At 68.1% G+C, this 21931-nt stretch carries 18 protein-coding genes and 4 pseudogenes; 15 read left to right on the top strand and 7 right to left on the bottom strand.

The features are described from left to right. Window positions 1-67 precede the first annotated feature (67 nt). The gene (locus ACWC5O_RS30870; protein ID WP_450588018.1) at window positions 68-574 is read right to left on the bottom strand and encodes an allene oxide cyclase barrel-like domain-containing protein; all 507 of its coding nucleotides are present in this window, start codon (window positions 572-574) and stop codon (window positions 68-70) included. A 455-nt stretch (window positions 575-1029) separates the two neighbouring features. On the opposite strand from ACWC5O_RS30870, the pseudogene ACWC5O_RS30865 reads away from it, so the two are divergent. After that, window positions 1030-1939, top strand: a pseudogene (locus ACWC5O_RS30865) (transposase); the annotation flags it as partial. A 207-nt stretch (window positions 1940-2146) separates the two neighbouring features. Here ACWC5O_RS30865 and ACWC5O_RS30860 read toward each other — a convergent pair. Continuing rightward, window positions 2147-2662, bottom strand: coding sequence for a hypothetical protein (locus tag ACWC5O_RS30860; RefSeq protein WP_450588016.1), 516 nt, complete (start codon window positions 2660-2662; stop codon window positions 2147-2149). 108 nt (window positions 2663-2770) lie between these two features. On the opposite strand from ACWC5O_RS30860, the gene ACWC5O_RS30855 reads away from it, so the two are divergent. Both ACWC5O_RS30855 and ACWC5O_RS30850 read left to right on the top strand, forming a co-directional pair. Next, window positions 2771-3538, top strand: coding sequence for a transposase (locus tag ACWC5O_RS30855; RefSeq protein WP_450588014.1), 768 nt, complete (start codon window positions 2771-2773; stop codon window positions 3536-3538). A 379-nt stretch (window positions 3539-3917) separates the two neighbouring features. After that, window positions 3918-4391: an RICIN domain-containing protein gene (locus ACWC5O_RS30850; protein ID WP_361125075.1), complete on the top strand. Its 474-nt coding sequence runs from the start codon at window positions 3918-3920 to the stop codon at window positions 4389-4391. A 146-nt stretch (window positions 4392-4537) separates the two neighbouring features. Here ACWC5O_RS30850 and ACWC5O_RS30845 read toward each other — a convergent pair. Together ACWC5O_RS30845 and ACWC5O_RS30840 are read right to left on the bottom strand one after the other, a co-directional pair. After that, window positions 4538-4938: pseudogene (locus ACWC5O_RS30845) on the bottom strand (transposase); the annotation flags it as partial. A gap of 110 nt (window positions 4939-5048) precedes the next feature. Further along, window positions 5049-5432 carry a hypothetical protein gene (locus ACWC5O_RS30840; protein WP_450588012.1) on the bottom strand — a complete coding sequence of 128 codons (384 nt, stop codon included), beginning with the start codon at window positions 5430-5432 and terminating at the stop codon, window positions 5049-5051. Between the two features lie 80 nt (window positions 5433-5512). Between ACWC5O_RS30840 and ACWC5O_RS30835 the strand changes: the two are divergent. The 4 genes and pseudogenes from ACWC5O_RS30835 to ACWC5O_RS30820 all read left to right on the top strand — a co-directional run. After that, window positions 5513-6059 (top strand): annotated as a pseudogene (locus tag ACWC5O_RS30835) (transposase); the annotation flags it as partial. Window positions 6060-6334: 275 nt separating this feature from the next. Continuing rightward, window positions 6335-7765, top strand: coding sequence for a selenium-binding protein SBP56-related protein (locus ACWC5O_RS30830; protein ID WP_450588010.1), 1431 nt, complete (start codon window positions 6335-6337; stop codon window positions 7763-7765). Between the two features lies 1 nt (window position 7766). Then, the gene (locus tag ACWC5O_RS30825; RefSeq protein WP_450588009.1) at window positions 7767-8537 is read left to right on the top strand and encodes a hypothetical protein; all 771 of its coding nucleotides are present in this window, start codon (window positions 7767-7769) and stop codon (window positions 8535-8537) included. 185 nt (window positions 8538-8722) lie between these two features. Beyond that, complete coding sequence (locus ACWC5O_RS30820) at window positions 8723-9103, top strand: DUF6221 family protein (protein WP_450588007.1); 381 nt, start codon at window positions 8723-8725, stop codon at window positions 9101-9103. Between the two features lie 39 nt (window positions 9104-9142). Here ACWC5O_RS30820 and ACWC5O_RS30815 read toward each other — a convergent pair whose 3' ends face one another. Both ACWC5O_RS30815 and ACWC5O_RS30810 read right to left on the bottom strand, forming a co-directional pair. Beyond that, entirely contained in the window at window positions 9143-9799 is a 657-nt protein-coding gene (locus tag ACWC5O_RS30815; protein WP_450588251.1) for a hypothetical protein, read from the bottom strand. Window positions 9800-9889: 90 nt separating this feature from the next. Then, window positions 9890-11004: pseudogene (locus ACWC5O_RS30810) on the bottom strand (IS630 family transposase); the annotation flags it as partial. A 265-nt stretch (window positions 11005-11269) separates the two neighbouring features. Between ACWC5O_RS30810 and ACWC5O_RS30805 the strand changes: the two are divergent. The 4 genes from ACWC5O_RS30805 (at window position 11270) to ACWC5O_RS30790 (ending at window position 13214) form a co-directional block, all read left to right on the top strand. Continuing rightward, a complete protein-coding gene (locus ACWC5O_RS30805) occupies window positions 11270-12172 on the top strand; it encodes a hypothetical protein (RefSeq protein ID WP_450588006.1) in 903 nt (300 codons plus the stop codon). After that, a complete protein-coding gene (locus tag ACWC5O_RS30800; RefSeq protein WP_450588005.1) occupies window positions 12163-12471 on the top strand; it encodes a hypothetical protein in 309 nt (102 codons plus the stop codon). The genes ACWC5O_RS30805 and ACWC5O_RS30800 overlap by 10 nt, the downstream gene beginning before the upstream one ends. Window positions 12472-12538: 67 nt before the next feature. After that, complete coding sequence (locus tag ACWC5O_RS30795) at window positions 12539-12811, top strand: hypothetical protein (protein WP_450588003.1); 273 nt, start codon at window positions 12539-12541, stop codon at window positions 12809-12811. A 163-nt stretch (window positions 12812-12974) separates the two neighbouring features. Then, window positions 12975-13214, top strand: a complete 240-nt coding sequence (locus ACWC5O_RS30790) for a hypothetical protein (RefSeq protein ID WP_450588002.1) — start codon at window positions 12975-12977, stop codon at window positions 13212-13214. A gap of 182 nt (window positions 13215-13396) precedes the next feature. Here the strand turns inward: ACWC5O_RS30790 and ACWC5O_RS30785 are convergent, their stop codons facing one another. Continuing rightward, entirely contained in the window at window positions 13397-17149 is a 3753-nt protein-coding gene (locus tag ACWC5O_RS30785; protein WP_450588001.1) for an nSTAND1 domain-containing NTPase, read from the bottom strand. 398 nt (window positions 17150-17547) lie between these two features. Here ACWC5O_RS30785 and ACWC5O_RS30780 point away from each other — a divergent pair, with 398 nt between their 5' ends. The 4 genes from ACWC5O_RS30780 (at window position 17548) to ACWC5O_RS30765 (ending at window position 20656) form a co-directional block, all read left to right on the top strand. Next, the gene (locus tag ACWC5O_RS30780) at window positions 17548-17994 is read left to right on the top strand and encodes a hypothetical protein (protein ID WP_450587999.1); all 447 of its coding nucleotides are present in this window, start codon (window positions 17548-17550) and stop codon (window positions 17992-17994) included. Between the two features lie 303 nt (window positions 17995-18297). Next, window positions 18298-18864, top strand: coding sequence for a SigE family RNA polymerase sigma factor (locus ACWC5O_RS30775; protein WP_450587997.1), 567 nt, complete (start codon window positions 18298-18300; stop codon window positions 18862-18864). Continuing rightward, window positions 18834-19352 (top strand): effector-associated constant component EACC1, encoded by a 519-nt coding sequence (locus ACWC5O_RS30770; RefSeq protein WP_450781113.1) that lies wholly within the window; start codon window positions 18834-18836, stop codon window positions 19350-19352. The genes ACWC5O_RS30775 and ACWC5O_RS30770 overlap by 31 nt, the downstream gene beginning before the upstream one ends. Next, window positions 19349-20656, top strand: a complete 1308-nt coding sequence (locus ACWC5O_RS30765; RefSeq protein WP_450587995.1) for a caspase family protein — start codon at window positions 19349-19351, stop codon at window positions 20654-20656. Before ACWC5O_RS30770 ends, ACWC5O_RS30765 begins: the two co-directional genes overlap by 4 nt. Window positions 20657-21931: the final 1275 nt, after the last annotated feature.

Genomic DNA, 21931 nt, shown 5'->3' with positions numbered 1-21931 from the left:
GGACCAATCGAGCCGCTGGGCCGTGTCGTGGACGGCCCAGCCTTCTCACCGGGCGGGGCAGGGTCAGTCAGCTGTCGAGGTCGATCGTGAAGCGCCTCGTGCCCGTACCGATCGTGTCGGCGTGGACCGAGCCACGAGCCCGGTCGAATGCCCCGGTGCCGCCGGTGATCGCGTTGTCGAACGATGGGGGAGGGCCCGGGTTGAGAATGCCGAAGACCATCCCCTGCACGGTGAGTTGGCCGCCCGGGAGGTTGTAGTTCACGACGCACTCCTCCGCTCCGCCGTTGTCGACCCGGGTCGTGGTGCAGGTGCCGCCGGTGTCGCCGACCTTGTTGCCGGCCTGGTCGAAGAGGTCCGAGCGGAAGACGGTCCGATCGCCCTGGGCGGGGCTGCCGCCGGGGTTGACGGGGAAGCGCGTCTGCTGCGCGAGATGGCCGATGAGTGTGATGACTCGGTCTCCGCCCCTGGCGTGGGCGAAATCGGTGTCCGTCGCGGCGGCAGCGACAGGGGCGCAGGCGAGAAGGGTGACCAGCGCAGTGGCCGTGCCGAGACAGGCTGCCCTGATGAGGCGCATCGTGTGGCTCCTGAGGTTGATGTTCATGGATGGTCAGGTGCCGCATTCATAACCTCGGCTCTGCCGCCGCCCGGAACGTCGCGGCGCGACCCACCGTCAGATCCGACCAGTCGGACCAACCCGGGGCGAGAGACGGCCCGGCCGACCGCGCACTACGAAGACCGCGATCTACAGCTGGAGTATTAGGCCCCGGTTCGGGTAGCAACGGCTCGATCAGCGACCACACTTCATCCGACACGATCCACGGCCGCGACCTACGTTTTCTCACGAAGAGCCCAACGACCAGACAAGGTGACCATCATATGATCAGCGACTTCTGATAGCGCCCCTACCCTCGCGCTTTCACGAGGTGGGCTGTCCGGTCTGATGATCGCGAAAGCAGAAAGTTCCTCTGACCAGCGAGAATGAGGATTGCTGAGGTCCTTGTTCCCGCCACCGCCGGAGGCACTGTCCAGGTGAAGAAGCGTATCGGGTCCTACCCACGTGTCCGCGTCGAGGGCGGCGGTCGCGGAGTGGTTTCGCAGGCCGGTGGGGTACTGCTGGTCGAGACGGTCCGCAAGACCGGTCTGGATGCAGCGATATCCGCAGCTCTGGCCCCCTGGCGGATGCCTCGGGCCATACACGATCCCGCAAGATCCTCCGGGACGTCGCCCTGGCGGTCGCGCTCGGCGGGGACTGCCTCGCGGACGTCGCGATGCTGCGGGGCGAGCCGGCCGTCTTCGGCCGGGTCGTCTCCGACCCGACGGGCTCCCGCCTGATCGACGTCCTCACCGCCTCCGGCGAGAAGGCCCTGCAAACCATCCGGTCCGCACGGTCCGAGGTGCGTAACCGGGTCCGGTCGTTGGCGGGCAGACACGCCCCGGACGCCGGTGGACAGGTCACGGTCGACCTCGACGGTGTCTTGGTGATTGCGTACTCCGACAAGGAGGACGCGGCCGCGACCTGGAAGAAGACCTATGGCCATCACCCCCTGACAGCGTTCGTCGACCATGGCCCGGGCGGAACCGGAGAGCCGGTCGCCGCCCTCCTCAGACCGGGGAACGCGGGCTCGAACACGGCCGCCGACCACATCACCACTGCCCAACTGGCTTTGGCCCAGCTACCGAAGAAGAACCGGCGAGGGCGGCAGACCCTGATTCGCACGGACTCCGCCGGCGGCACCCACGACTTCGTGTCCTGGCTCGCCAAGCGAGGACGATGGCTGTCCTGTCGGTCGGCATGGTGATCACCGACAGCATTCACCAGTACTTTCTGAAGATCCCGGCCTCGGCCTGGACGCCGGCCGTCGAGGCTGACGGCACGGTCCGCGAGGGGGCCGGGGTTGCCGAGGTCAGGGGCAGGGGCAAGCTGCTGGACGGACTTCCCGGCCCGACGACTGCACCCCCCGACCCCGGACAGCGGAATCCGGCAAGCCCACCCGACGCGACAGCCGGGCCACCGGCCTGCCCACCACCCGCCCCGGAAAGCGAAAAGGTCCGCCGACTCCGTCGACGGACCCTCACGCAAGATGGAGGCTAAGGGCTGTCCCGCAACTTCCAAGGGGTAAACGACAGTCCCGTGGCAACGGGAGCCTCAGGCTTTGTTGCGGTCCAGTGAAGCGGCGCGATCACGCAGCTGTTCGCCGCATGCCTCCAGCCACTCGTCCACCACGTCATCGGATTCGTCCAGGGCGGGCTCGCGACTCCCACCGGGTGCGTAGGCCGGGGAGCGGTCCGCGCGCAGCGGCAAGTGGGCGCAGTACCAGGCCCGCTTGGCGCCCGCTCGCTCCGCGTCCGTGCCCGTCCGCAGATAGTCGAGTAGTGCCGTCATGACCCGGCGGCGTCCGAACGCGTAGAGCGCCGGCTCGACGAACCAGCGGCAGAAGCTGGGGTCGGGGTCGGTTACGGCTGCGGCCATCAATGGGGCAAAGAACTCTGCGGACAGGCTGGCGCGTTCGAGCAGTGGCTTGCGAACCGCATGGGCCAGGTGCCGCGCGCGTCGGTCTTCCGCCACGCTGGCCGCATTCCCGAGGTCCAGCAGCCGAGCCACCTCTGCTGCGCATGACAGGAATGAGGCGGCGTCTGCTTCATTGCGCTCTTCTTCGGCCATGGCTGCATTCTGAGCCGGCTCTGGGCCAAGTGGTACGGGGATGTTGGTTGCCGATCCGTGCAGCGCGGCTGGCCGCTCAGCTACTTCCCGAGGTGAAACGATCACGTTATGACTGGTGTGATCACGGCGTCGGTGCCATCCTGGATAGGGCCCTGTACTGGGCTGAGCCCGCGCTGCTTCGGCAAGTTGGCAGCCGCAGTACGACGCGAACAGGCCGTAGATCAGCAGCGTGGTCGCCCCTGGAGTCTGTCTCTGGAGGATCGCGTCCTGCTGGTTACGGCGTACTGGCGCACAAACTTGACGATGCGACAGCTTGCCCCGTTGTTCGGAATCTCCAAGTCGGCCGCAGACCGGATTATCGACCATCTCGGTCCGATGCTTGGGCTCCGGCAGCGGAAGCGATTCCACAAGGACACCGTCCTCATCGTCGACGGCATCTTGGTGCCCACCCGCGACCACTCGGTCGCCGAGCAGTTGAAGAACTACCGGTATTCCACGGCCTATCAGGTCGTGATCGATGCCGATACCCGCCGGGTCGTGGTCGTCGGTCGGCTCCTGCCTGGCAAGCGGCACGACTCCCGCGGTTGGGAGGAGTCCGGTGCCAAAACCGCCGTCGGCAAGACGATGACCATCGCAGACGGCGGATACCAGGTCACTGGACTGGTCATCCCGCACCGCCGCGGCAAGGGGGAAGAACTCTCAGCCTGGAAAGCTGAACACAACCGGTCCCACGAGCAGGTCCGCGCCCGCGTCGAGCACACTTTCGCCCGCATGAAGAGCTGGAAGATCCTCCGCGACTGCCGCCTCAAAGGCGACGGCGTCCACCACGCCATGCTCGGCATCGCCCGCCTGTACAACCTCACCCTCGCCGGATAGGGCGACCACCCGGCGAACGGGCAGCCGCCGCAGCTCCACCAACTCGTAGATCTTTACGGGACAAGCCTTAGAGCTCGTAACACGATCTTGGTCGTGTCGTCGAGGCATCGCGTTCGTCGGATCCATGCTTGGCCGCTCTGGCGAGCTGCCAAGCTGCGGACTGGCCCTGGAGGCCGGCGCTCTCTGGCGGCCTGATTGTCTCTTGGCGATGCAGCTCGGGCTTCCGATACGTTCTGTGGCATGAGTGGCAGCTTCGACGTAGCGCCTCCTCTCGGACCTTCAGGAGTCGTCAGCGGGTTTTCCCCATCCTTCAGGCGTAGGTGGTGGTGTTCGGGGATCCTGTTGAGGTACCTCTGAAAACCACTTAAGGAGACCGCCAGTGCGCCGCCCGACCCGGAAAGCCTTCGCCGCCCTCGTCGCCGCAGCCGGCCTCGCCCTCCCCCTCCTCACCCCCACACCCGCCTCGGCTGCCACCGCCACCAGCCGCTTCGCGAACTACCGCTACGGTGACTGCCTGCGCGAGACCTCCGAAACCGGCCTCAAGGGCGACCGCTGCACCACCGGACGCGGCAGCCTCCTGTGGCAGTGGAACGGCCGCCTCAACACCAGCACCACTCTTAAGAACAACTTCTGGGGCCGCTGCCTCGACAGCAATGACCGGGGCGACGTCTACCCCCTGCGCTGTAACGGCGGCTCATACCAGAAGTGGCGCACCGTCCAGCCCGCCGCCCGCAGCGCCATCATGCTCCAGAGCGTCGGCACGGGCCGCTGCCTCTACCAGCAGGACAACGGCTACTACCGCACTGCCCGCTGCGACCGAGGCGCCCAGAACCAGCGCTTCACCATCGGCTGAACGGATCTCCCGACCGCTTCAAGATGGTTCTCTGCCCCGGGCAAGTTGCTGCGCGAAGATGGCCTGGGCGTCCACAGTTGGCTTCACGTCCGGGGCCGGACCCGCGCCGATTTGGATGCGATCTGCGCCGCCGTTCCTGGGCGGTGGTCCCTGCCCTCGGTCCACGAGACGGGCAGGTACAGCTCGCGGTCTATCAACGCCCGCCCCTCGCTGGAGGCGTAGGCGAGTACCACGCCCAGCTGGCAGTTGTCGATCTCGCCGGTGGTGCCGGTGTACCCACGTAGGCACGGACGTGGTCACGGACCGCGTCCTCGTCCCAGTCCGCCTGGTTCAGCAGCCGCTGCATCCCCTCCGGACCCCGCTCACCGGCCTGCTCCGCCAGCGTCCGCCCGTTCTTACGCTCCAAAGGAGCCAGCAGCCCCCGCATGTACTCCAACGCTCGTCCACGAGGCTCCGACCGTCGGAAACACCGCCGGAACCGGGCATGCAACGCATCCAACCCCGCAGCCCAGCCGTGGACTTCATCAACCGGGATGTCCCCACCCACGCACCATCAACGAGCCGACACCCCGCACGTCACACCAACTGTTGTTGCAGTACTGACTACGCGCTGTCCCGTAACTGCCGGTCGCAGTGAGCCGGTAACGCCGACCGACGTCAGCCGAAGAGGAGGTCGACGTCCTTCGCGATGCAAAGCTGCAGGACGACCACGAACTGGCGGGCGTCGTCGATATGCCGTTGGAGGAGCGGGTCGATGCTTCCCTCTTGCGGCTGGTCGGCGATCTCCTGCAGGCGGGACAGGATCGCTGCGCACTGGATCGGCGTGAGGTCGGGGCCGTCATCGTCGGGATGATTGAGCAGTGGTGCCAGGGTGGTGGAGACGTCGTTCCAGGGGCGCTGTCCACCGAAGCCGTGCATCTCGTCTAGTTCGAACCCCTCGGCCTGCGCCAGCCACCGCCGGAACGCTCCGAAGCCGGTGTAGGACCAGGACACATCCGGACTGCTGGTGTCGTCGTCTCCAGCGAACAGAACGAGCCCCACGTGTCCTCCTCGTTGACCGAGCACACAGGATCGGCCTCAGGAAAGGGCGACGGCAACTGAAATGATCTCACCGTGGTCAGTTCGGCAGGCTGATCGGCGCGTTGCGGCGTGAGGGTGCGGATCCGGTGCAAGGGCCGACCCTGGAGCCTGCCGCTGGAGGACCGGGTGCTGCTGGTCGCCGCGTACTGGCGCACCAACCTCACACTGCGCCAACTGGCGCCGCTGTTTACCGGTACTCCACCAACCACCAGGTCGTCATCGACGCCGGCACACGGCTCGTAGTCGCTGTCGGTCGGCCACTGCCGGGCAACCGCAACGCCTGCAAGGCATGGGAGGAGCTGTCCGGCGCGAAGGAGGCCGTCGGCAAGACCACGGTCATCGCGGACGGCGGCTACCCGGGGCACCGGTCTGGTCATCCCTCACCGCCGCGAGAACGGCCAGACCGAACTCCCGGCGTGGAAGGAGGAGCACAACGCCTCCCACCGCAAGGTCCGCGCCCGCGTCGAGCACGCCTTCGCCCATATGAAGACCTGGAAGATCCTCCGAGACTGCCGCCTCAAGGGCGCCGGCGTCCACTACGCCATGCTCGGCATCGCCCGCCTGCACAACCTCATCTTGGTCGGCTGACGAAGAACAGGCTGGTCGACGAACACGTTGTCGATCATTTACAAGAGAGCGCTTAGGCAGCCCATCGAGAGCTGGCTTCCTGACTGAGACCTTTGGTCCACGGAGGGGCACTGGAGCGGTCCGCTGCCGCCTTGGCAGGGCTCCAGGGGTGTGAAACGCTTGATCTATGACATATCCATCCCCCGTCTGCACGTCGATCTCGAACGAGTGAGCCGGGCTGCTCTGTCGGGAGTCCACCCGGGTCCAGGCTCCCGTTCGGGGAGTGAGGAACAGCCATGACGACGACCGAGCACGCTCACCACAGCGACGATCACAGTGACCCCACCTTGTACCGCTCTCCGGCCGATGCCGTCGCCGCACCCCCTGAGAAGCTCGCCTATGTAGTCGGTTTCGACCCGACCGCACAGCGCGCCGACGCATTGTTCACTGTGGGTACCGACCCCGAATCCTCCGTATACGGCCGCGTGACCTCCCACGCCGAGCTGCCCGACCCGGGCAACGAACTGCACCACTTCGGCTGGAACGCCTGCTCGAGCGCTCTTGCCCACGCCGGTCACCAGCACGCTGAACGGCGCTACCTCATCGTCCCGGGACTGCGCTCGTCCCGGCTGCACGTCTTCGACACCAGCCCCGATCCCGATCGCCCCCGGCTGGTGAAGGTGGTCCAGCCCGAGGAGCTGGCTGCCAAGGCCGGGTACTCCCGCCCGCACACACTCCACTGCGGCCCCGACGGAGTGTTCCTGTCCTGCCTGGGCGGCGCGGACGGTGCGGACGGTCCTGGCGGCGTCGCGCTGCTGGACCACGAAAACTTCGAGGTGCTGCGCGCCTGGGAGAGCGACCGCGGACCGCAGTGGCTCGCCTACGACGTTTGGTGGCATCTGCGCCAGAACATCGCCGTGACCAGCGAGTGGGGGTCCCCCTCGATGATCGAGGATGGCCTTGTCCCCGAACTGCTGCTGGGTCGCCAGTACGGCCATACACTGCACTTCTGGGAGCTGGACTCCGGCCGGCATCTGCAGAGCCTCGACCTCGGGGACGAGAACCAGATGGTCCTGGAGCTGCGCCCGGCGCACGACCCCGAGGCGACGTGGGGGTTCACAAACACCGTGGTCAATGTGGAGGACCTGTCGGCATCGGTCTGGTTGTGGAACCGGGAGGGCGAGGACTTCGTGATCCGCAAGGTGATCACCGTCCCGGCCGAGCCCGCGCAATCGGAGGACCTGCCCCCGGCGCTGCAGCCGTTCGGCGCCGTGCCGCCATTGATCACCGACATCGACCTGTCGGTGGACGACCAGTGGCTGTACGTATCCGCCTGGGGAACCGGTGACCTGTTGCAGTACGACGTGAGCGACCCGTTCCGTCCCAGGCAGACCGCGGCCGTGCGTCTCGGCGGCATCGTCACCCGACAGCCGCACCCCGCCGAGCCGGACATGCCACTGACCGGCGGAGCACAGATGGTCGAGCTCAGCCGGGACGGGCGGCGGGTGTACCTGACGAACTCCTTGTATGCCGCCTGGGACGACCAGTTCTATCCCGCGGGTATCGACCCGTGGATGATCAAACTCGACGCCGACACCGCGCACGGCGGGCTCCTGGTCGACAGCGGCTTCTTCCCGCACGGCACGGAGTTTTCCGGGTTGCGCGTGCACCAGACGCGCCTGCAAGGCGGCGACGCCTCCTCGGATTCGTACTGCTACCGCCGATGACATGCTGCTCTCCGTGCTCTGCGCGGCAGGCGCGCAGACCGACGAAGGGACCGGGTGGCAGCTGCCCTCCACCGAAACGCTGGTGGCCGTGGTCCTGGTGGCTGTGGCCACCACGGCCGGCGCCTGGTTGGCGCGGCGCGGATCCGGCCGGTCGGATCTCCTGCTTGCCGCGGCGTCAGGGATTCTGCTGATCATCGCGGTCCTCGACCTTCTGCCCGACGCGTGGGATGAAGCGAAAGAGGTCGGTGTGCCGCAGTGGGCAGTGCCGCTCGCTGCGCTCGCCTCGTACGGGGTGACGGGTGCCGTGGCCCGCATCGGCTGCCCGTGCGAGCGGGGTCGTTCGGGCGGCATCGGCTCAGCATCGGGGCTCGCTCTGCACCGCTTTCTGGAGGGGGCGACCCTGGCACTGACGCCGTCAGTCGCCGTGATGGCGGCGCTCCTGGTTCACTCAGCCGGCGAGGGGCTGGCGCTGGCCGCCCTGCTGGGAGTCCACCCGAAGCGGCGCGTGGCTCCATGGATCGGGCTGGCCTGCTTGAGTCCGGTCGCGGGAGCCTTCGTGACGAGCGCCTTGCCCGTCCCGGACGGCCTCATGCCACTGCTGCTCGCCCTCATCGGCGGCGTACTCGCACGAGCGGCCTGGGTGGCGCTCGCACTCGCCCATCAGCAGCGGCCCGCGGACCGGCGAGTTCTCGCAGTCCCGGCCGCGGCGGCGATGACTCTCGCCGCCGTCCTCACCGCGCTTGTCCTCCTTGTCGGGGCAGACAACCACTGAAGCACCACCGACAGTCAGTGGGGGTTCACCGGCCAACTGAGGCCGGGCCGCAGTCCGATTGGGTCCGACGCCGTGATCACACCAGCCACGACCAAGATCATTGCACTGGCGGCCTGCCGACCGCAGCCTGTCCGCATCATGAAAGTCAGACGACCGCGGCCAGCGCTTCGTCCAGGCTGACCCCCATGAGTCAAGACCTGATGACATTCCTCAACGCACGGCTGGATGAGGAGGCCGACCTGGCTCGACGCTGTGATGGTGACGGATGCGGGGAGTGGGCCGCTCACGGGGACACGGTCGACTTCTGCCAAGGGGAACTCTCCGGGTTCCATCCCGCGATCGCCCTCCATGTGGCGCTGCACGACCCGGCTCGCGTTCTGCGGGAGGTCGAGGCCAAGCGGCGCGTTCTGGCCCGCCATGTGCTCAGTCCAGCCGCGGGCGACCCCGAACTGCCCTGGGACAACCGCGATGACTGCCAGTTCGACGGCGAAAGCTGGCCTTGCGACGACCTGCTCGACCTCGCCTCGCCGTACGCCGATCATCCTGACTACCCCCGACGAGCCTGAGGCGGAGATCGTTTACGGGAGGCTGAGGCCGATCCGCTCCTATGACCGCGGTGTGCTGTCCGAGCGCCACGTGGTGAGACGAGGGTGCCCGGGCAGTTCGGCGCGGCCGGTGGCCCACAACAGGGTGAGCCAGGGATCCGCGCCGCCCGGAGCCTGTGGAAACAGACGGGCGAGCACCCGCGAGCAGAGAGCGGAAGGCGGGGTCCAGGCAAGCCCGAAGCCTTCCGCCAGATCGTGCATGTGTACCAGCGTCTCTTGCAGCGCCAGCGCCGCGAAGCCTTCGGGGTCCGACACCCCGGCGGCGTGGTGGGCGCGAACCCGGGGCGGCGTGGTACGCACCATGGCGACCAGCAGCGCGCCGCACGCCTCCAGCACCTGCACCAGGCCGGCCGGACCCGCATCACGGTCCGCGTAGACGAAGACCGTGGGTCCGTCCGGCCTCTTCTGGCTCAACGCGATGGGCACATGGGTGTCCAGCGGTGGGCTCTGCGGCCCCAGCTGCACGGCGTAGTAGAACAGGTCGTTGGCGAGGTGCTCGGCGGTCTCCCAGCAGTCCCACTCCAGCGAACCGGCCTTACCGCCCCACCCCTCCGGGGGTGCGTCCCGAAGGACGCCCACGGCGAGCCGCACGGCAAGGTCGACGTCGTCCGCGGTGACGGGAGACAACACTGATCCGGTTTCGACTGATCGAGACATCGCAGCAGCGTATCGCGAGGGAAGAGGGCAACCCCTTCCAGCTTCCAAGGATCTGGTGCTGTGACCCCGGGGCCAGGTCAGGCCGCAAGCCGAAGGGGGTCTGCCTCCCCAACGGATGTGTTTATCGATGCGGATGCGGATGCGGGCGCGTTCGCGTCGTTGGGCAGCGAGGACGTCGGGGTGGCGGGCGTTGTCGTTGCGCCAGCGCAGGTAGGCCTGCAGAGCCCGGGTCTGGACGGTGTGGTTGGGGTGGTGGGAGTTGGCGAGGGTGAACTGCCGTAGGGCCCCGAAGTGCGCCTCGATCGGGTTGGCCCAGGACGCGTAGGTCGGGGTGAAGCAGAGCTCGACCTTGTTCTCCTTTGTCCAGCGACGGATCCGCCAGTTCCGGTGCGTGGACAAATTGTTGAGAATCACGTAGATCGGGGCGCCGTCCGGGCGGGCCGCGCGGCCCGCCCGCAGAGCCGCCCAGGTGTGGTCGATGCCTTTGCGTCGGCGGACTACACCCCGGAGCTCGTCGTCACCGACCGAGTAGCAGCCGTGGAAGTAGGTGATGCCGTGGGTGCGGCGGTAGGTGGCCGGCAGCCGGTCCGGACGGTTTTGAGGTGCCCAGCATGATCCTGCGGTCGGGCGGATGCCGAGCGGGCCGAACTCGTCCAGGGCGAATGTCCGGGCCGCTCGGTGAGCGCGAACTCGATCCGGTCGAGCTTGGCTTCGAAGTCCGGGTCCGGGGACTCCTTCCAAGTCTTCGTGCGCTGGAAGGAGATCCCGCGGCGGGCCAGGAGGCAGCGCAGGGCCTCTCTCCCGATGTGTACGGGCCGAGCGATGTTGCGCCGCAGATGTTCAGCGAGCTTGCGGACCGACCAGCGGGGGTGAAGGGCTTGCCCAGTGCGGTGGGCCGGGTGGTGGCCGTCTTGACGACGAAGTCCTCGTCCTCAATGCTCAGCAGGCGGGGACGGCCTCCCGCCCACTGAGGGTCCAGACAGGCCAGCCCAATCTCGTTGAACCGATGGATCACGGTCCCGGACGGTGTCCTCGTCGGCCTGGACGAGTTGCGCGATCGCCGGAACCGGGCTGCCGCCCGACGAGGCCAGCAGCATCATCGCCCGCCGGAACCGCACCGAACTGATGCTTCCTCGCCGAACGATCCGCTGCAGCTTCTGCCCCTCTTGCTCGGTCAGCCGACGAACCCTAACCGGTGATGCCATACCCGCCCCCTGTCGAACGCCTTCACTGGCACCCAGCACAACGAGCAACCCGGCAAGGGTTCCCGGTCACAGCACTAGGGCGACGTCCCAATGTTCACCACGGACGTCCGCCGACGCCCTGGTCGCCGCGCACCCTGAGGTCGACTGGGAGAAACTGCGTTAGGACAAGGGTCTCTGGCTGTCTCATGTGCCATCTGAGGCGACACCGGGAGGGCGAGGAGACCGTTAGGTTCCCTGACCTCTTGTTGTCTCAGAGGGAGTTGGGGTGGATCACTTCTTTGTGTCTCACGGCAAGGTGCGTCGGTTCTACGAGGCACCGCCGGGAGTCGATCTCGACGCGGCGGCGTACGTACAGCGGCCCGGGGCGGTGAAGGAGGGCACGCCCTTCTTCCTTGATCCCGGCATGCGTCCGGCCGAGCCGTTGTGCTCGTTCTTCCTGGAGCTGTCGAAGTCGCTCAAGGCCAAGCCGCTGGAGGACTACACGTACGACGCTTTGGACCTGGTCGACGTCCTGGGCCAGCTCCTCGTTCCGACCGACTTGGTGTCGGCCACGGAAGACGATCTGGTGGCTTACCGGGAGGACTGCACCGGGCACCGTGAGGCGCCGGACAAGCCGGCCACATGGCGAAAGCGCCGGTCGCTGATCAACAATTTCTACGACTGGGCCGTCGATGCGAGGCTGCTCGGTCAGCGGCCGTACTTTCGCCGCGGCAGCGGGCGGGACGTGCTGGCCTGGGGCGCCACGACCGAGCTGGACGCGCGTCACCTGACCTTCCGGCGGTGGCGGTTCCTCAAGCAGGTGGGTCTGCGCGGCTGTCTTCCCGACGGCCTGGTCGATCCCGCCTTCCGGGGCCGCTCCTCGCTGCGGAACAGTGCGGCTGGCGAGCTGGCGATCACGACGGGGATCCTGAGTCGTTCTGGTGGATCATCGAGCCGGTCGCCGAGGCCATCGCCGTCGCGGAACAACTGTCATGGCACCCCACCCAACTGTTCGCCAGCCTCAAGCCACCCCGCGGCAAGAAGAACCGCGGCGATCGCGGGATCATCGCCGCCGAAGACATCGACTACTTCATCAACCACGTCAACGCCACCGCCGACGACTAAGGGCTGGAGACCATCCCCGACGCGCACGTCCGCTCGCACATGTTCCGGCGAACGATGTCCGTGATCACCGGGCGCGAGCCTGGCTCCGAAGTCGCCCTCGGCTTCCAGCTGAAACACGCTGCCCGCCGGGCACTGGCCAACTGCACCACACAGGGCTACGCACAGAAGGACACCCAGTGGGCCAAGGAGTTCGACCAACAACTCGAGCACGCCGCCGCACTCCGGCTGGTCGCCCTGCTCAGGGCCCGCCGGACAGGCGAGAAGGTCGCGACCGGGCCCGGCGCCGACCGGCTGCACGCCGGCCTGGACAAGGTCATCGCAACCATGAACGAGGACCCCGCCCTACGGGCACAGATCGGATGAACAGGCCGAGGCCGCCCTGCTCGCCACCCACTTCACCAACCTCCACCTGGGAAGCATCGACCACTGCATGTTCGACGCCCCGCAGGTCGAATGCCAGAACGAACTGCCCGCCGATCAGCGCGGCACGGTCCCTCTGATCGGAGCCTGCCAACCCGACCGCTGCCGCAACTCCGTGGTCACCCGACGACACGCTCCAATCTGGATCGCCGAGGAAGGCGACCTCACAGCCAGAGCCCAAGACCCCACCCTGTCACCACCCGGCCGAGAAGCCGTCCTGATCCGGCTCGCCGACGTCCAGCGCATCACCCGCACGCTTCGCCACGAAGGAGTCACCCCCTGATGCCAGTGTCCGCCAAGACCGCCACCAAGCTCCGCGCGGCCATGGCCCGGCTGCTGGCCGACGAGCCCCTGCACACCGACGGCGCCCTCACCAAGGAGAACCTCGCCCGAGAAGCCCAGGTCAGCCACGCGACCGTCCACCGCGCCGACGACATCCTCGCCGAGTGGAACGCCAAGGTCGCCCGACCCGCCCTCCGCACCCCCGCGAGGTCGCCCGGGACGAGACGATCGCCGCGCTCCGCAAGCAGCTGCGTGAGGCCAGAGCCGAGATCACGCAGCTCAACGGCAAACTCGACGCCCTCGCAACGGTGACCGCGAACCTCTGTCACGAGAACCAGGCCCTGAAGAAGCACGACAGCCGCCGAAGGCTCGCTGCTCTCCTCTCCTTGGCCCGGAAGTCCTAGCTCAGACACCAGCCGCAAGGTCGGTTGGTCGTCGTAAATGGTCAAGTTGGATGGGACTGGTGTCATGACAGCATCTGAACGCCGCTCTGACGCCCGGCTCGGGCACCTTGCCGACGGCGTCAGTGTCCGATCGAGGCCTGCTGATTCTCGCGGGCCCACTCCACTCCTACTGGCCCTCCCGTTCAGCAGGAGGTTGCGTACGGCACGTCGCGGATGTACCTCTGCCACTCGGCGCGTGACAGACCGGATCCGACACGTCGGCACACATCGGTGGCCATCCGCGATGCATCGACTCCGTAGGTCAACAGAGGCATGTGCTGGGCGGAGACGTGCAGGGTACGGTCGCCCTTGCCGAAGGCCAGCGCCATGACGCCGCCCCCGGGGTCGGAGAAGGCGGATCCGACCGGGCGCCGGGAGGCGACGTCCCACAGCCGGACCGAGCCGTCCGCTGTTCCGACGGCAAGCGTTTCGCCGTCGTGCGAGAAGGCCAGCGCCGACACGCCGATCGACGAGCCGTCATCGTCGGCCGCGGCATCGGCCGACTCGGGAGGGAACTCGGCCAGCCACTGCCGGCCGTGGCGGCCCCAGAGGGTCACCCAGCCCGACTCGTCGCCTCCGGCCAGATAGCCGCCGTCATGGCTGAAGGCCAAGCGGGCGGGGATTCCCTGCATGAGTGCACGGTGGGTGACCGCCCGGGAGGGTAGATCGACCAAGTCGCCCTGGGTGGTTGCCAGGAGGCGATCGTCGTCCGCGACCGTCAGGCTTTCTCCCCAGACGCCGGGCAGCCGGCTGGATCTCGCCCTCCGGCGTACGTCCCACACCTCGGTGCGCTCCTCGGACAGCGACACCAGGAGGCTTCGGCCACCAGGCGCGAGTGCGATCGCGTCGATGGTCTCGATGTCATCTGCTGTGGGCGGGAACCGCAGTGTGGTCGGCCGGTTCGGATGGCGGGTGTCCAGCACCTTGACCCAGGGCGGTTCGGCGGATGCGGTGTCCTCACTGGAGTAGGCGAAGGTCCGGCTGTCCGAGGCGAACGTCATGACGTCGGAGCACTGTGGCTCGCAGGGCGCAGTGGGCAGTCGGTCGGCCAGCACCTTTCCGGTCGGTACGTCCACCAGCCGCATCCGGTGCCTGCCTCCGGCCTGCCGGGTCTGTGCGAGCAGGCCGCCGTCGGGGCTGAAGCCCGCGCTCACGGTGGTGTCCTGCTGCCAGGCCTGATCAAGGGCGTGTCCCAGCGAGACCGTCCAGACAGTTGTGCTCGAACTGCCTGTCGCATAGCGGAGCACGCCCGCCTTGAGATCGATCCGGATGGCTCCGAGGTCCTGGCCGTCGGCCCATGGGATCCGGAACACCGGGGTGGCCGGATCGTCCGTCCGCCACAGCTGGATCTCGTTGTCGTCCGCCGTGGCGACGAACCGCCCGTCCTGGCTGAACTCGGCCTGTGTCAGGCCGCGGTGCTTGATCTGGCGCAGTTCACGCCCCGACGCCACGTCCCAAGTACGCAGGCCGCTTCCGGAGGCGACGGCCACCCTGCGGCTGTCGGGCGTGAAGGTGATGGTGCCGGTGCGGCATTCGTCCTTGTGGAACGCAGTCGCCCAGGCGCCCGGCAGGCGGCGGCGCCGCGCTACGTCCCACACCTCCAGCTGGTGCTCGGGGCACATCGCGGTAAGACGGTCGTCAGGGCTGACGGTGTCCAGGCTCATGGTGGTGAACTTGACGTCGGTGAAGGCCGAGCCTGTCGCGACATCACTCACCGCACCACTGGAGCCCAGCCTGTTCTTGAACACCACGCGCCGGTGCCGCAGGTCCCACAGCCGCGCCACGGATCCTGTTCCGTCGTCAGGACCGGAGGCCGCCAGTGTGTGTCCGCTGGGGCCGAACCAAACCGTGTCCTCGTCGTGCCCGGGCAGTTGTCCGGTCTTCTTGCCGGCATCCAGGTCCCAGACCTGGATGCCGGAACTGGTGGACGCGAACGCCAGAATGCGGCCGTCCGGGGAGACGTCCGGCCATGAGGCGTCGGCTATGCCCGGAACCCTGAACGAGGACAGTTGCCGATGGCTGCGCACGTCCCACCGAGTGACCCGCTCTCCGGAGACGGAGACCGCAGTCCGGCCGTCGCGGTCGAGGTACACCTCGGTACCGTCCGCCTGGTCCGGGATCCGGAACGCGTCCTGTTCCTTCTGCGCCACAGAACCCATCAGTGCCGATCGGGTCTCCGGCAGTTCGGCAATCTTCCACGCCGCGAGGCTGAGCCGCATTGCGATGGCCGGCTCGGACGAACGCAGGCTTTCCGCGACGGCTGCGACCCGGCGGGCTTCGTCCTGGACGCGTTGGCGCTGACCCGCCCGGTTCTGCTGCCAGGCGACCAGGCCGGCCATCAGCGCCAGGACGACCAGGCACGACAGGGCCACCACGAAGGTACGCAGCCGCCTGGCGGAACGCGCTGCCGACTGCTTCTCCTGGTCGCGGGCCGCGAGGCCGGCCGACAAGAATGACTGTTCCAGTGGGGTGAGGTGAGCATGCCGCTCTGGTGCCGCGAACGCCTCCTGGGCGATGGCCAGCCGAGTGCCTCGGTAGAGGGCGCCTGGGTCGCGGTCGAGGTCCCGCCAGGCTCGTGCGGCCTCGGTCAGCTGGCGGTGGGTTCGTATGCGGTCGCGTTCGGCGTCGATCCATCCGCTCAGCCTGGGCCACGCGCTGATCAGGGTCTCGTGGGCGAGGTCCACCATGTCGTCGTCCAGGGTGATCAGCCGGGCGTGCGCCCATCGTTCCAGGACCACGTCGGCATCGGCTCGTGCGGTGTCCGGGGCGCTGCTGACGAGTTCGCCGCGGTCGGTGGGCCGTCGGGTGTCGGGCGTACCGTCGCCAGGGGTGATCAACCGCAGCAGCATGTGCCTGGCGAGGTCGGCCTGCACGGGGGTGAGCTTGCCGAAGGCGTCTTCGGCGGTGCGGGCGATAGCGCCCTGCAGGCCGCCGGCCGCTTCGTAGGCCGCTTCGGTGAGGGCACGGCCGTTGCGGCGGTACCAGGTCTCCAAGAGGACGTGGGACAACAGCGGCAGTGCGCCGGGCTCGTCGGAGACCTCCTCGATCAGCCTCGCCGTCAAGGAGCGTTCGACGATCAGCCCGGCGGCCTGTGCGGGTTTGACGATGGCCTTGCGCAGCTCATCGCGGCTCATCGGCCGGGCCAGCACGGTCCCGTCCTGCAACGCGGCGGTCAGCGCGGGGTGTTCGGCGCAGCGGCCGAGGAAGTCGACGCGTACGGCGATGATGACGCGCAGCCGGTTCGCGGGTTTCGTGGCGGCCAGGAGCCGGTCGATGAACTGATCGCGTTCGGCCGGGTCGTGGCAGAGAGTGTAGAGCTCTTCGAACTGGTCCACGACCAGCCATGTGTCCCCGTCGCCGTCCTTCGGGGTCAGCCGCTGTTCGTGGGTGTGCAGGGGGTGTTCGCCGGGGGTGAGGACGCGCAGCGCGGCCGGCTGTGGGGTGGCCTGGTCCGGGTTGCGGAGGCGAGGGATGAGGCCGGCGCGCAGCAGGGAAGATTTTCCGCTGCCTGAGGGGCCGAACACCGCGCTGAACCGGCGTGCGCGGGTCAGCTCGAGCAGGCGGTCGGTGAGCTGGTCCCGGCCGAAGAACAGGCCGGCGTCGCCGGGCTCGAAGCGGGCCAGGCCCCGGTACGGGGGCTCGGCGGTCTCGTCCTCGGCGCGGGGATTGGCCGCCGCCTCCGAGGCCGCTTCACGCCACCGCGCCTCCCACTCCTCCTCATCGCCGCCGCAGGCACGCACGTATGCGAGGACTACAGGCAGGGTCGGCAGCCGATCACCCCCGGCCGCCTGTGACAGCGTGCTCGCGCCCTGCCCTGTGCGCTGCGCCATCACCCGGTAGGGCGGACTGCCGGCCTCCGCGCGCAGCTTCCGTAACTCGGCAGCGAAACGTTGCACCGGCCCCTGACGCGGGTCGAGTCGGCTTTCCGGACGCCCCGGCATCGACAGCACCCCCACCATTCGCCCGCCTCCCCCGTGGACGCGGCGCGATGGCCCGCCACGCTACGCACGCCCGTGACTCGGGGCAAACCAGAGGCGCCTTCTTTGGTCAGCGCCGCATTGCCATACCCGTGACCTGCGGTGCAGCCATTGATCAGAATGGCAAAACCGGCTGCCCATTCAATTCCGGAACCGCTGAACTCGGTGATGTGCCGCCCCGCAGCGGCACCGGTGCGGTAAAGCCGCCGTCGCCCAACGGGGGTGGGGACGGAGCCCCGCACGGGAAAGAACGCCGAGCCAGATGGTCCTCCGCGCTCGGTGTCCAGACACCTCATCAACAACGAGAGGGACGAAACATGAACACACGCAAGCGGGCCACTCTGTACGCGGCGGCAGCCGGGCTGGCCGGAGGTCTCGCACTGGTGGCTCCCGCCCAGGCGGCAACCACCGCCCACCCCACGGCCGGCACGACCCTCCAACAGCACACCGCCGTCCACCCCGACGGCTTCGAGCCAGGCTCCGTCGTCACCCGCGGCAACTGCAAGGCCTGGATGAACACCAAGAAGATCAACGGCCACTGGAACGCGCAGGGCCTGGTCCGCTCCTGGAACGCTCAATGCGCCATGATGCTCCAGCGCAAGCACGGCGGAGCCTGGGAAAGGATCACCTGGTACCACTTCGTGCGGTACAACACGCAGGACCACACCGGCTACTACTGGGACGACCGCGGCTACAAGGCGCGGGTCTGCCTGCAGAACATCGACTGGAACGACTCAACCTGGCACTGCAGCAAGGGCATTTGAACAATCCCCTCGCACGCGGGCCCCAACCTGACGGCACGGCCGGAACCTACACCGGACCGAACCCCGGGCCCTTTCCCGAGCGGCCGCGCGGCAGGCGGCGCCGTCCGCCAGCCGCATTCCCGCGCCTGACCACATGCGTTCGTGATCAAGAGCCAGGGTTGCACGTCTGAGTCTCCGACAAGCGGCAAGCGACAGATGACGCCGGGGCGGGCGGTATGCCACTCGGCCCGGTGTCATCTCCCACCGGCCCACGCGGCATTTCCGGCCGCCCACGTCCACGCACGGAAGGAAGGAACCCAATACGTGAACGCGCCCAGGCACCTCGGCGGGGTGCCGGAATTCGAGGAATACGTAAGTGCGCGGCATGACGCTTTGCTGCGCACGGCCCGACGCCTGGTCCACGACCCGCTCGACGCTCAGGATCTGCTGCAGGTTGCGCTCATACGAACGTACCGCCATTGGGACCGCATAGCGGACAAGCAGCTCGCGGACGCCTATCTGCGCCGCGTCATGATCAACGCTCGCACGGAGTGGTGGCGGGCCAGGAAACTGCAGGAGTTCCCCACTGAGCACCTGCCGGACGCGTCCGTCGACGACTCCACCGAGCAGCACGCCGACCGCGCCCTGCTGATGGACATCATGAAGACGCTAGCGCCCAACCAGCGCCGAGTTGTGGTGCTGCGGTACTGGGAGCAGATGTCCACCGACGAGGCGGCCGCCGCCCTCGGCATGGCGTCTGGAACGGTCAAGAGCACTCTGTACCGTGCGCTCGCCCGGCTCCGCGAGGAGTTGCAGCGCCGCGACCCCGACTCCGCTTCGGAGTCGGCTGCCGGCCGTGGATGCCCGGCGGCGTGCCGCCGGGCACGATGATGCGCCGGATCCACCGCATCCCCGGCCCCAACGGACGTGTGAGGTCTGGGGCGTTCAGCCGCTGTTGTTGGCACGATGGCCTCATGGAGAAATGCGAGGGCAGGGAAACGCCGTCTGCAGGCTGCACGTTGAAGGTGCAGGTATCGGCCGGGCCGGGTGTGGAGACGGAGACGCATCTGGTGTCGCTGCGGGATTGGCTAACTGCGGAAGAGGCGCTGCGCGGCCGGGTGGAGGTGCTGGCCCGGACGCCGCAGCCAGGGCAGATGGGGGCCGCGCTGGACGTGCTGGCGGTGGCGCTGGGCTCCGGCGGAGCAGGAGCGGTGCTGGCCCGGTCCGTGTCGACGTGGCTGGTGCAACGGCGTGCGGACGTCACCGTGCACGTGAGCCGCAGCGACGGGCGGGAGGTCACCGTGGAGGTCCGCCGGACCAGCGATCCGCAGGCGGTGATCGGTGCGGTCGGGCAGCTGCTGGAGGGCGGGGAGGAGTGAAGCAGAGCGCGCCGCGCTTCCCCGACGGTGCCGCTTCCCGAGCGGTTCTCATGGGGTGCAGCGATTTCGACGACATCGATTTGCCCGCGATTCCCGCCGTGAAGTCCAACCTCGCGGACCTTCACTCCGCACTCACGCATGAGACGCACGGCATTCTGCGGCCGGAACACTGCCGGGTGCTGGCCGATCCGGCCGATCACCGCAGCGTCGGTATGGCACTTGCCCAAGCGGCACGCGAGGCGGAGGACCTGCTGCTCGTCTACTACACCGGACACGGACTGCTGGACGAGGACGGGCTGCTCCACCTCGCGCTGTCGTCCACGGATCCCGGTCACATCGGCTTCACCGGCGTCCCGGCCGACCTCGTCAAGCGCTACCTCGGCCGGGCCCGGGCACGTCTGCGGGTCCTGGTACTCGACTGCTGCTTCTCCGGCCGCGCGGTGGCCGCCATGACCGAATCGGGCAGCCTGCTGTCGGCCCAACTCGACGTGAGCGGCACCTACATCCTCACCTCCACCACGGCCACCGCACCCTCCCACGCGCCGCCCGGGCAGCGTCACACCGCCTTCACCACCGCCCTGCTGGATGCGCTGAACCAGCCGCAGCCGCTCACCCTGGACGACATCCACCAGCACATCGACACCGTGCTGCAGGGAATGGGGCTGCCGCGACCTCAGCGGCGCTCCGTCAACGCTGCCGGGGACCTCGCCCTCGTCCGCGGCCCCGTCCCGCCGCATGCAGAACCGCCGACCGGCAGCCAGGGAGAGATCCGTTTCCGTCAGCAGCCGTCCGACCCGCCGACCAGGCGCGACACCATCAAGAGCGTCCTACTGCTTGCCGTCATCATCACGGTGATGGCGCTGTTCGGTGGATGGCGCGTGATCTTGATCTGGAGCGCTGTTGCAGCCTTCCTCGTCGGTCCGATCCTCCTTGTGAACTTCCGCCGAAGAGATGTCCACTACGACCTTGTCGTCGACGGGGACGGGGTGCGGACCGAGCACGGCACGCGTACGGCTCACGTGCCGTGGAAGGACATCGAGTGCGTGGGCGTACTGCGCAGGGCGCCGGGGACTGTACTGGTCCCGAATGTGCTCATCGTGCGGCTGAAGGCCGACGCGCCGCGCCCGCCAGGGTTCCACAAGAGGCTCAACCAACGTCTCCCGGACCGGCGCTACGTCATCGCGGGAATGCTGGGTACCTACGGCGTCGACCCCATGCACCTGCGCTCGACGATCGAGCACTTCGCCGGCGGAATCTACCGCACCGACCAACAGCTACTGGAGATGGACCCACGACTGCGCTAAGGCCAGGCCGGTTAGCCCCAGTTCAACGAGCCGCGAGCTGACCGGCTTGCCCCACCGTCCGCTGCTGGCCCGCCCCATCTCAAAGGTCTCGAGTGGGTAACGCTTGTCCTCACGTCTTGAGACAGCTGCGCACAAGTCCCCCGCCGTAAGCGCGATGCAGCGACAGCGAGTCCGTTGAGACAGCCCATGCCCTGAGACACCCGAACTGTTCCTAAGGTGCGCAGCGCCGGCCGTGGTCGCCGCTCCCCACTCACTGCCCTGGTGAAGGCCAAGAAGCAGGAGAAGGAGGCCGCCACGGTGTGAGCGGACGCCACCCGTGGGTGATGACAGCCGACGGTTCGGCGAGAGGCTCAGCAGAAAGCCGAGGACACCACAGACCACTTCAGAGCCCGGTCCGTGCAGCCGGGGTCCGGCGTCCGGCGTTGTCCAACGTCCGAGAGACTTCGCCCGGCGTCTGGACCAGCCTCGGACGTGTGGTGATACAACGCATGGAACAACAGGGAGCGGCGTCCTGCAGACGGTTGACGGTGCCGGACCGTACCGAACGACCCTGTTCCGCGTCGCCCCCTTGGCCGACGAGACAGCATCGCCGTTGATCAGCCGCACTTCTGAGTGCCACGGACTGGAGGTAAAAGTACCGCGCTCCTGCTGGCAGTGGCGCAATTACCCGCCCCGGCACGAGCGCGGATGCACGCGGGCCGGCACTGGTGTTCTGCTGAACTCATCGGATCGGCGGGTCCTGGCCGAGCTCTGCGGCATCTGGCAGAACACATTGGCGTGGGCGCTGCCGTCCTGGGAGCGAGAGGATCCCAAACTGCAGGAGCAGGAGTTTGGGGTACCGGCGGCGGTGGTCGGGCCGGTGGCGTTCGGATGTCGTCTGTGCGTGGCACGGCGGTGCGGGATGGCGGTGCAGGTGGTGCAGTACGCACCCCGATGGGGCCGGGTCTGTGTCCGCCACGGGCGGTGGGAGCTGGACACGGACGCCGACCAGTCTCTTGAGCACCTCGACGTGCGTGGCCTGCCGGAGGTGGCCGTGGCGCAGCGGCGGCGGGCTGGTGTGACGCGGCGTGCGGTGCGCACGCGGCAGACACCTTCTGGTGCGGTGCGGTGCGGTGCGGTGCGGTGCGGTGCGGTGCGGGTGCGAGGGGGGGCGTTCGCGCCGTTTCCGGCGCCCCTCAGGCGGGTTCGGGGAACCGATCGGTAATCGAGTTGAACCGGTGCCCGTGAGCGAAGAGACTTGCGCGGTGTTCATGGAGCTGTCCCCCCGCAATTTGA

The sequence above is a fragment of the Streptomyces sp. NPDC001450 genome, from assembly GCF_053597295.1.
The sequence above is the reverse complement of the archived record's forward strand: the minus strand, read 5'-3'. Positions and strand labels throughout refer to the sequence as shown.

Excerpts from the sequence above, each read along its gene's own strand:
- ACWC5O_RS30860 (WP_450588016.1), bottom strand. The coding sequence starts at position 2,662 with ATGGCCGAAGAAGAGCGCAATGAAGCAGACGCCGCCTCATTCCTGTCA.
- ACWC5O_RS30855 (WP_450588014.1), top strand. The coding sequence starts at position 2,771 with ATGACTGGTGTGATCACGGCGTCGGTGCCATCCTGGATAGGGCCCTGT.
- ACWC5O_RS30830 (WP_450588010.1), top strand. The coding sequence starts at position 6,335 with ATGACGACGACCGAGCACGCTCACCACAGCGACGATCACAGTGACCCC.
- ACWC5O_RS30825 (WP_450588009.1), top strand. The coding sequence starts at position 7,767 with ATGCTGCTCTCCGTGCTCTGCGCGGCAGGCGCGCAGACCGACGAAGGG.
- ACWC5O_RS30815 (WP_450588251.1), bottom strand. The coding sequence starts at position 9,799 with ATGTCTCGATCAGTCGAAACCGGATCAGTGTTGTCTCCCGTCACCGCG.
- ACWC5O_RS30795 (WP_450588003.1), top strand. The coding sequence starts at position 12,539 with ATGTTCGACGCCCCGCAGGTCGAATGCCAGAACGAACTGCCCGCCGAT.
- ACWC5O_RS30820 (WP_450588007.1), top strand. The coding sequence starts at position 8,723 with ATGAGTCAAGACCTGATGACATTCCTCAACGCACGGCTGGATGAGGAG.
- ACWC5O_RS30870 (WP_450588018.1), bottom strand. The coding sequence starts at position 574 with ATGCGCCTCATCAGGGCAGCCTGTCTCGGCACGGCCACTGCGCTGGTC.
- ACWC5O_RS30800 (WP_450588005.1), top strand. The coding sequence starts at position 12,163 with ATGTCCGTGATCACCGGGCGCGAGCCTGGCTCCGAAGTCGCCCTCGGC.
- ACWC5O_RS30770 (WP_450781113.1), top strand. The coding sequence starts at position 18,834 with ATGCCCGGCGGCGTGCCGCCGGGCACGATGATGCGCCGGATCCACCGC.
- ACWC5O_RS30780 (WP_450587999.1), top strand. The coding sequence starts at position 17,548 with ATGAACACACGCAAGCGGGCCACTCTGTACGCGGCGGCAGCCGGGCTG.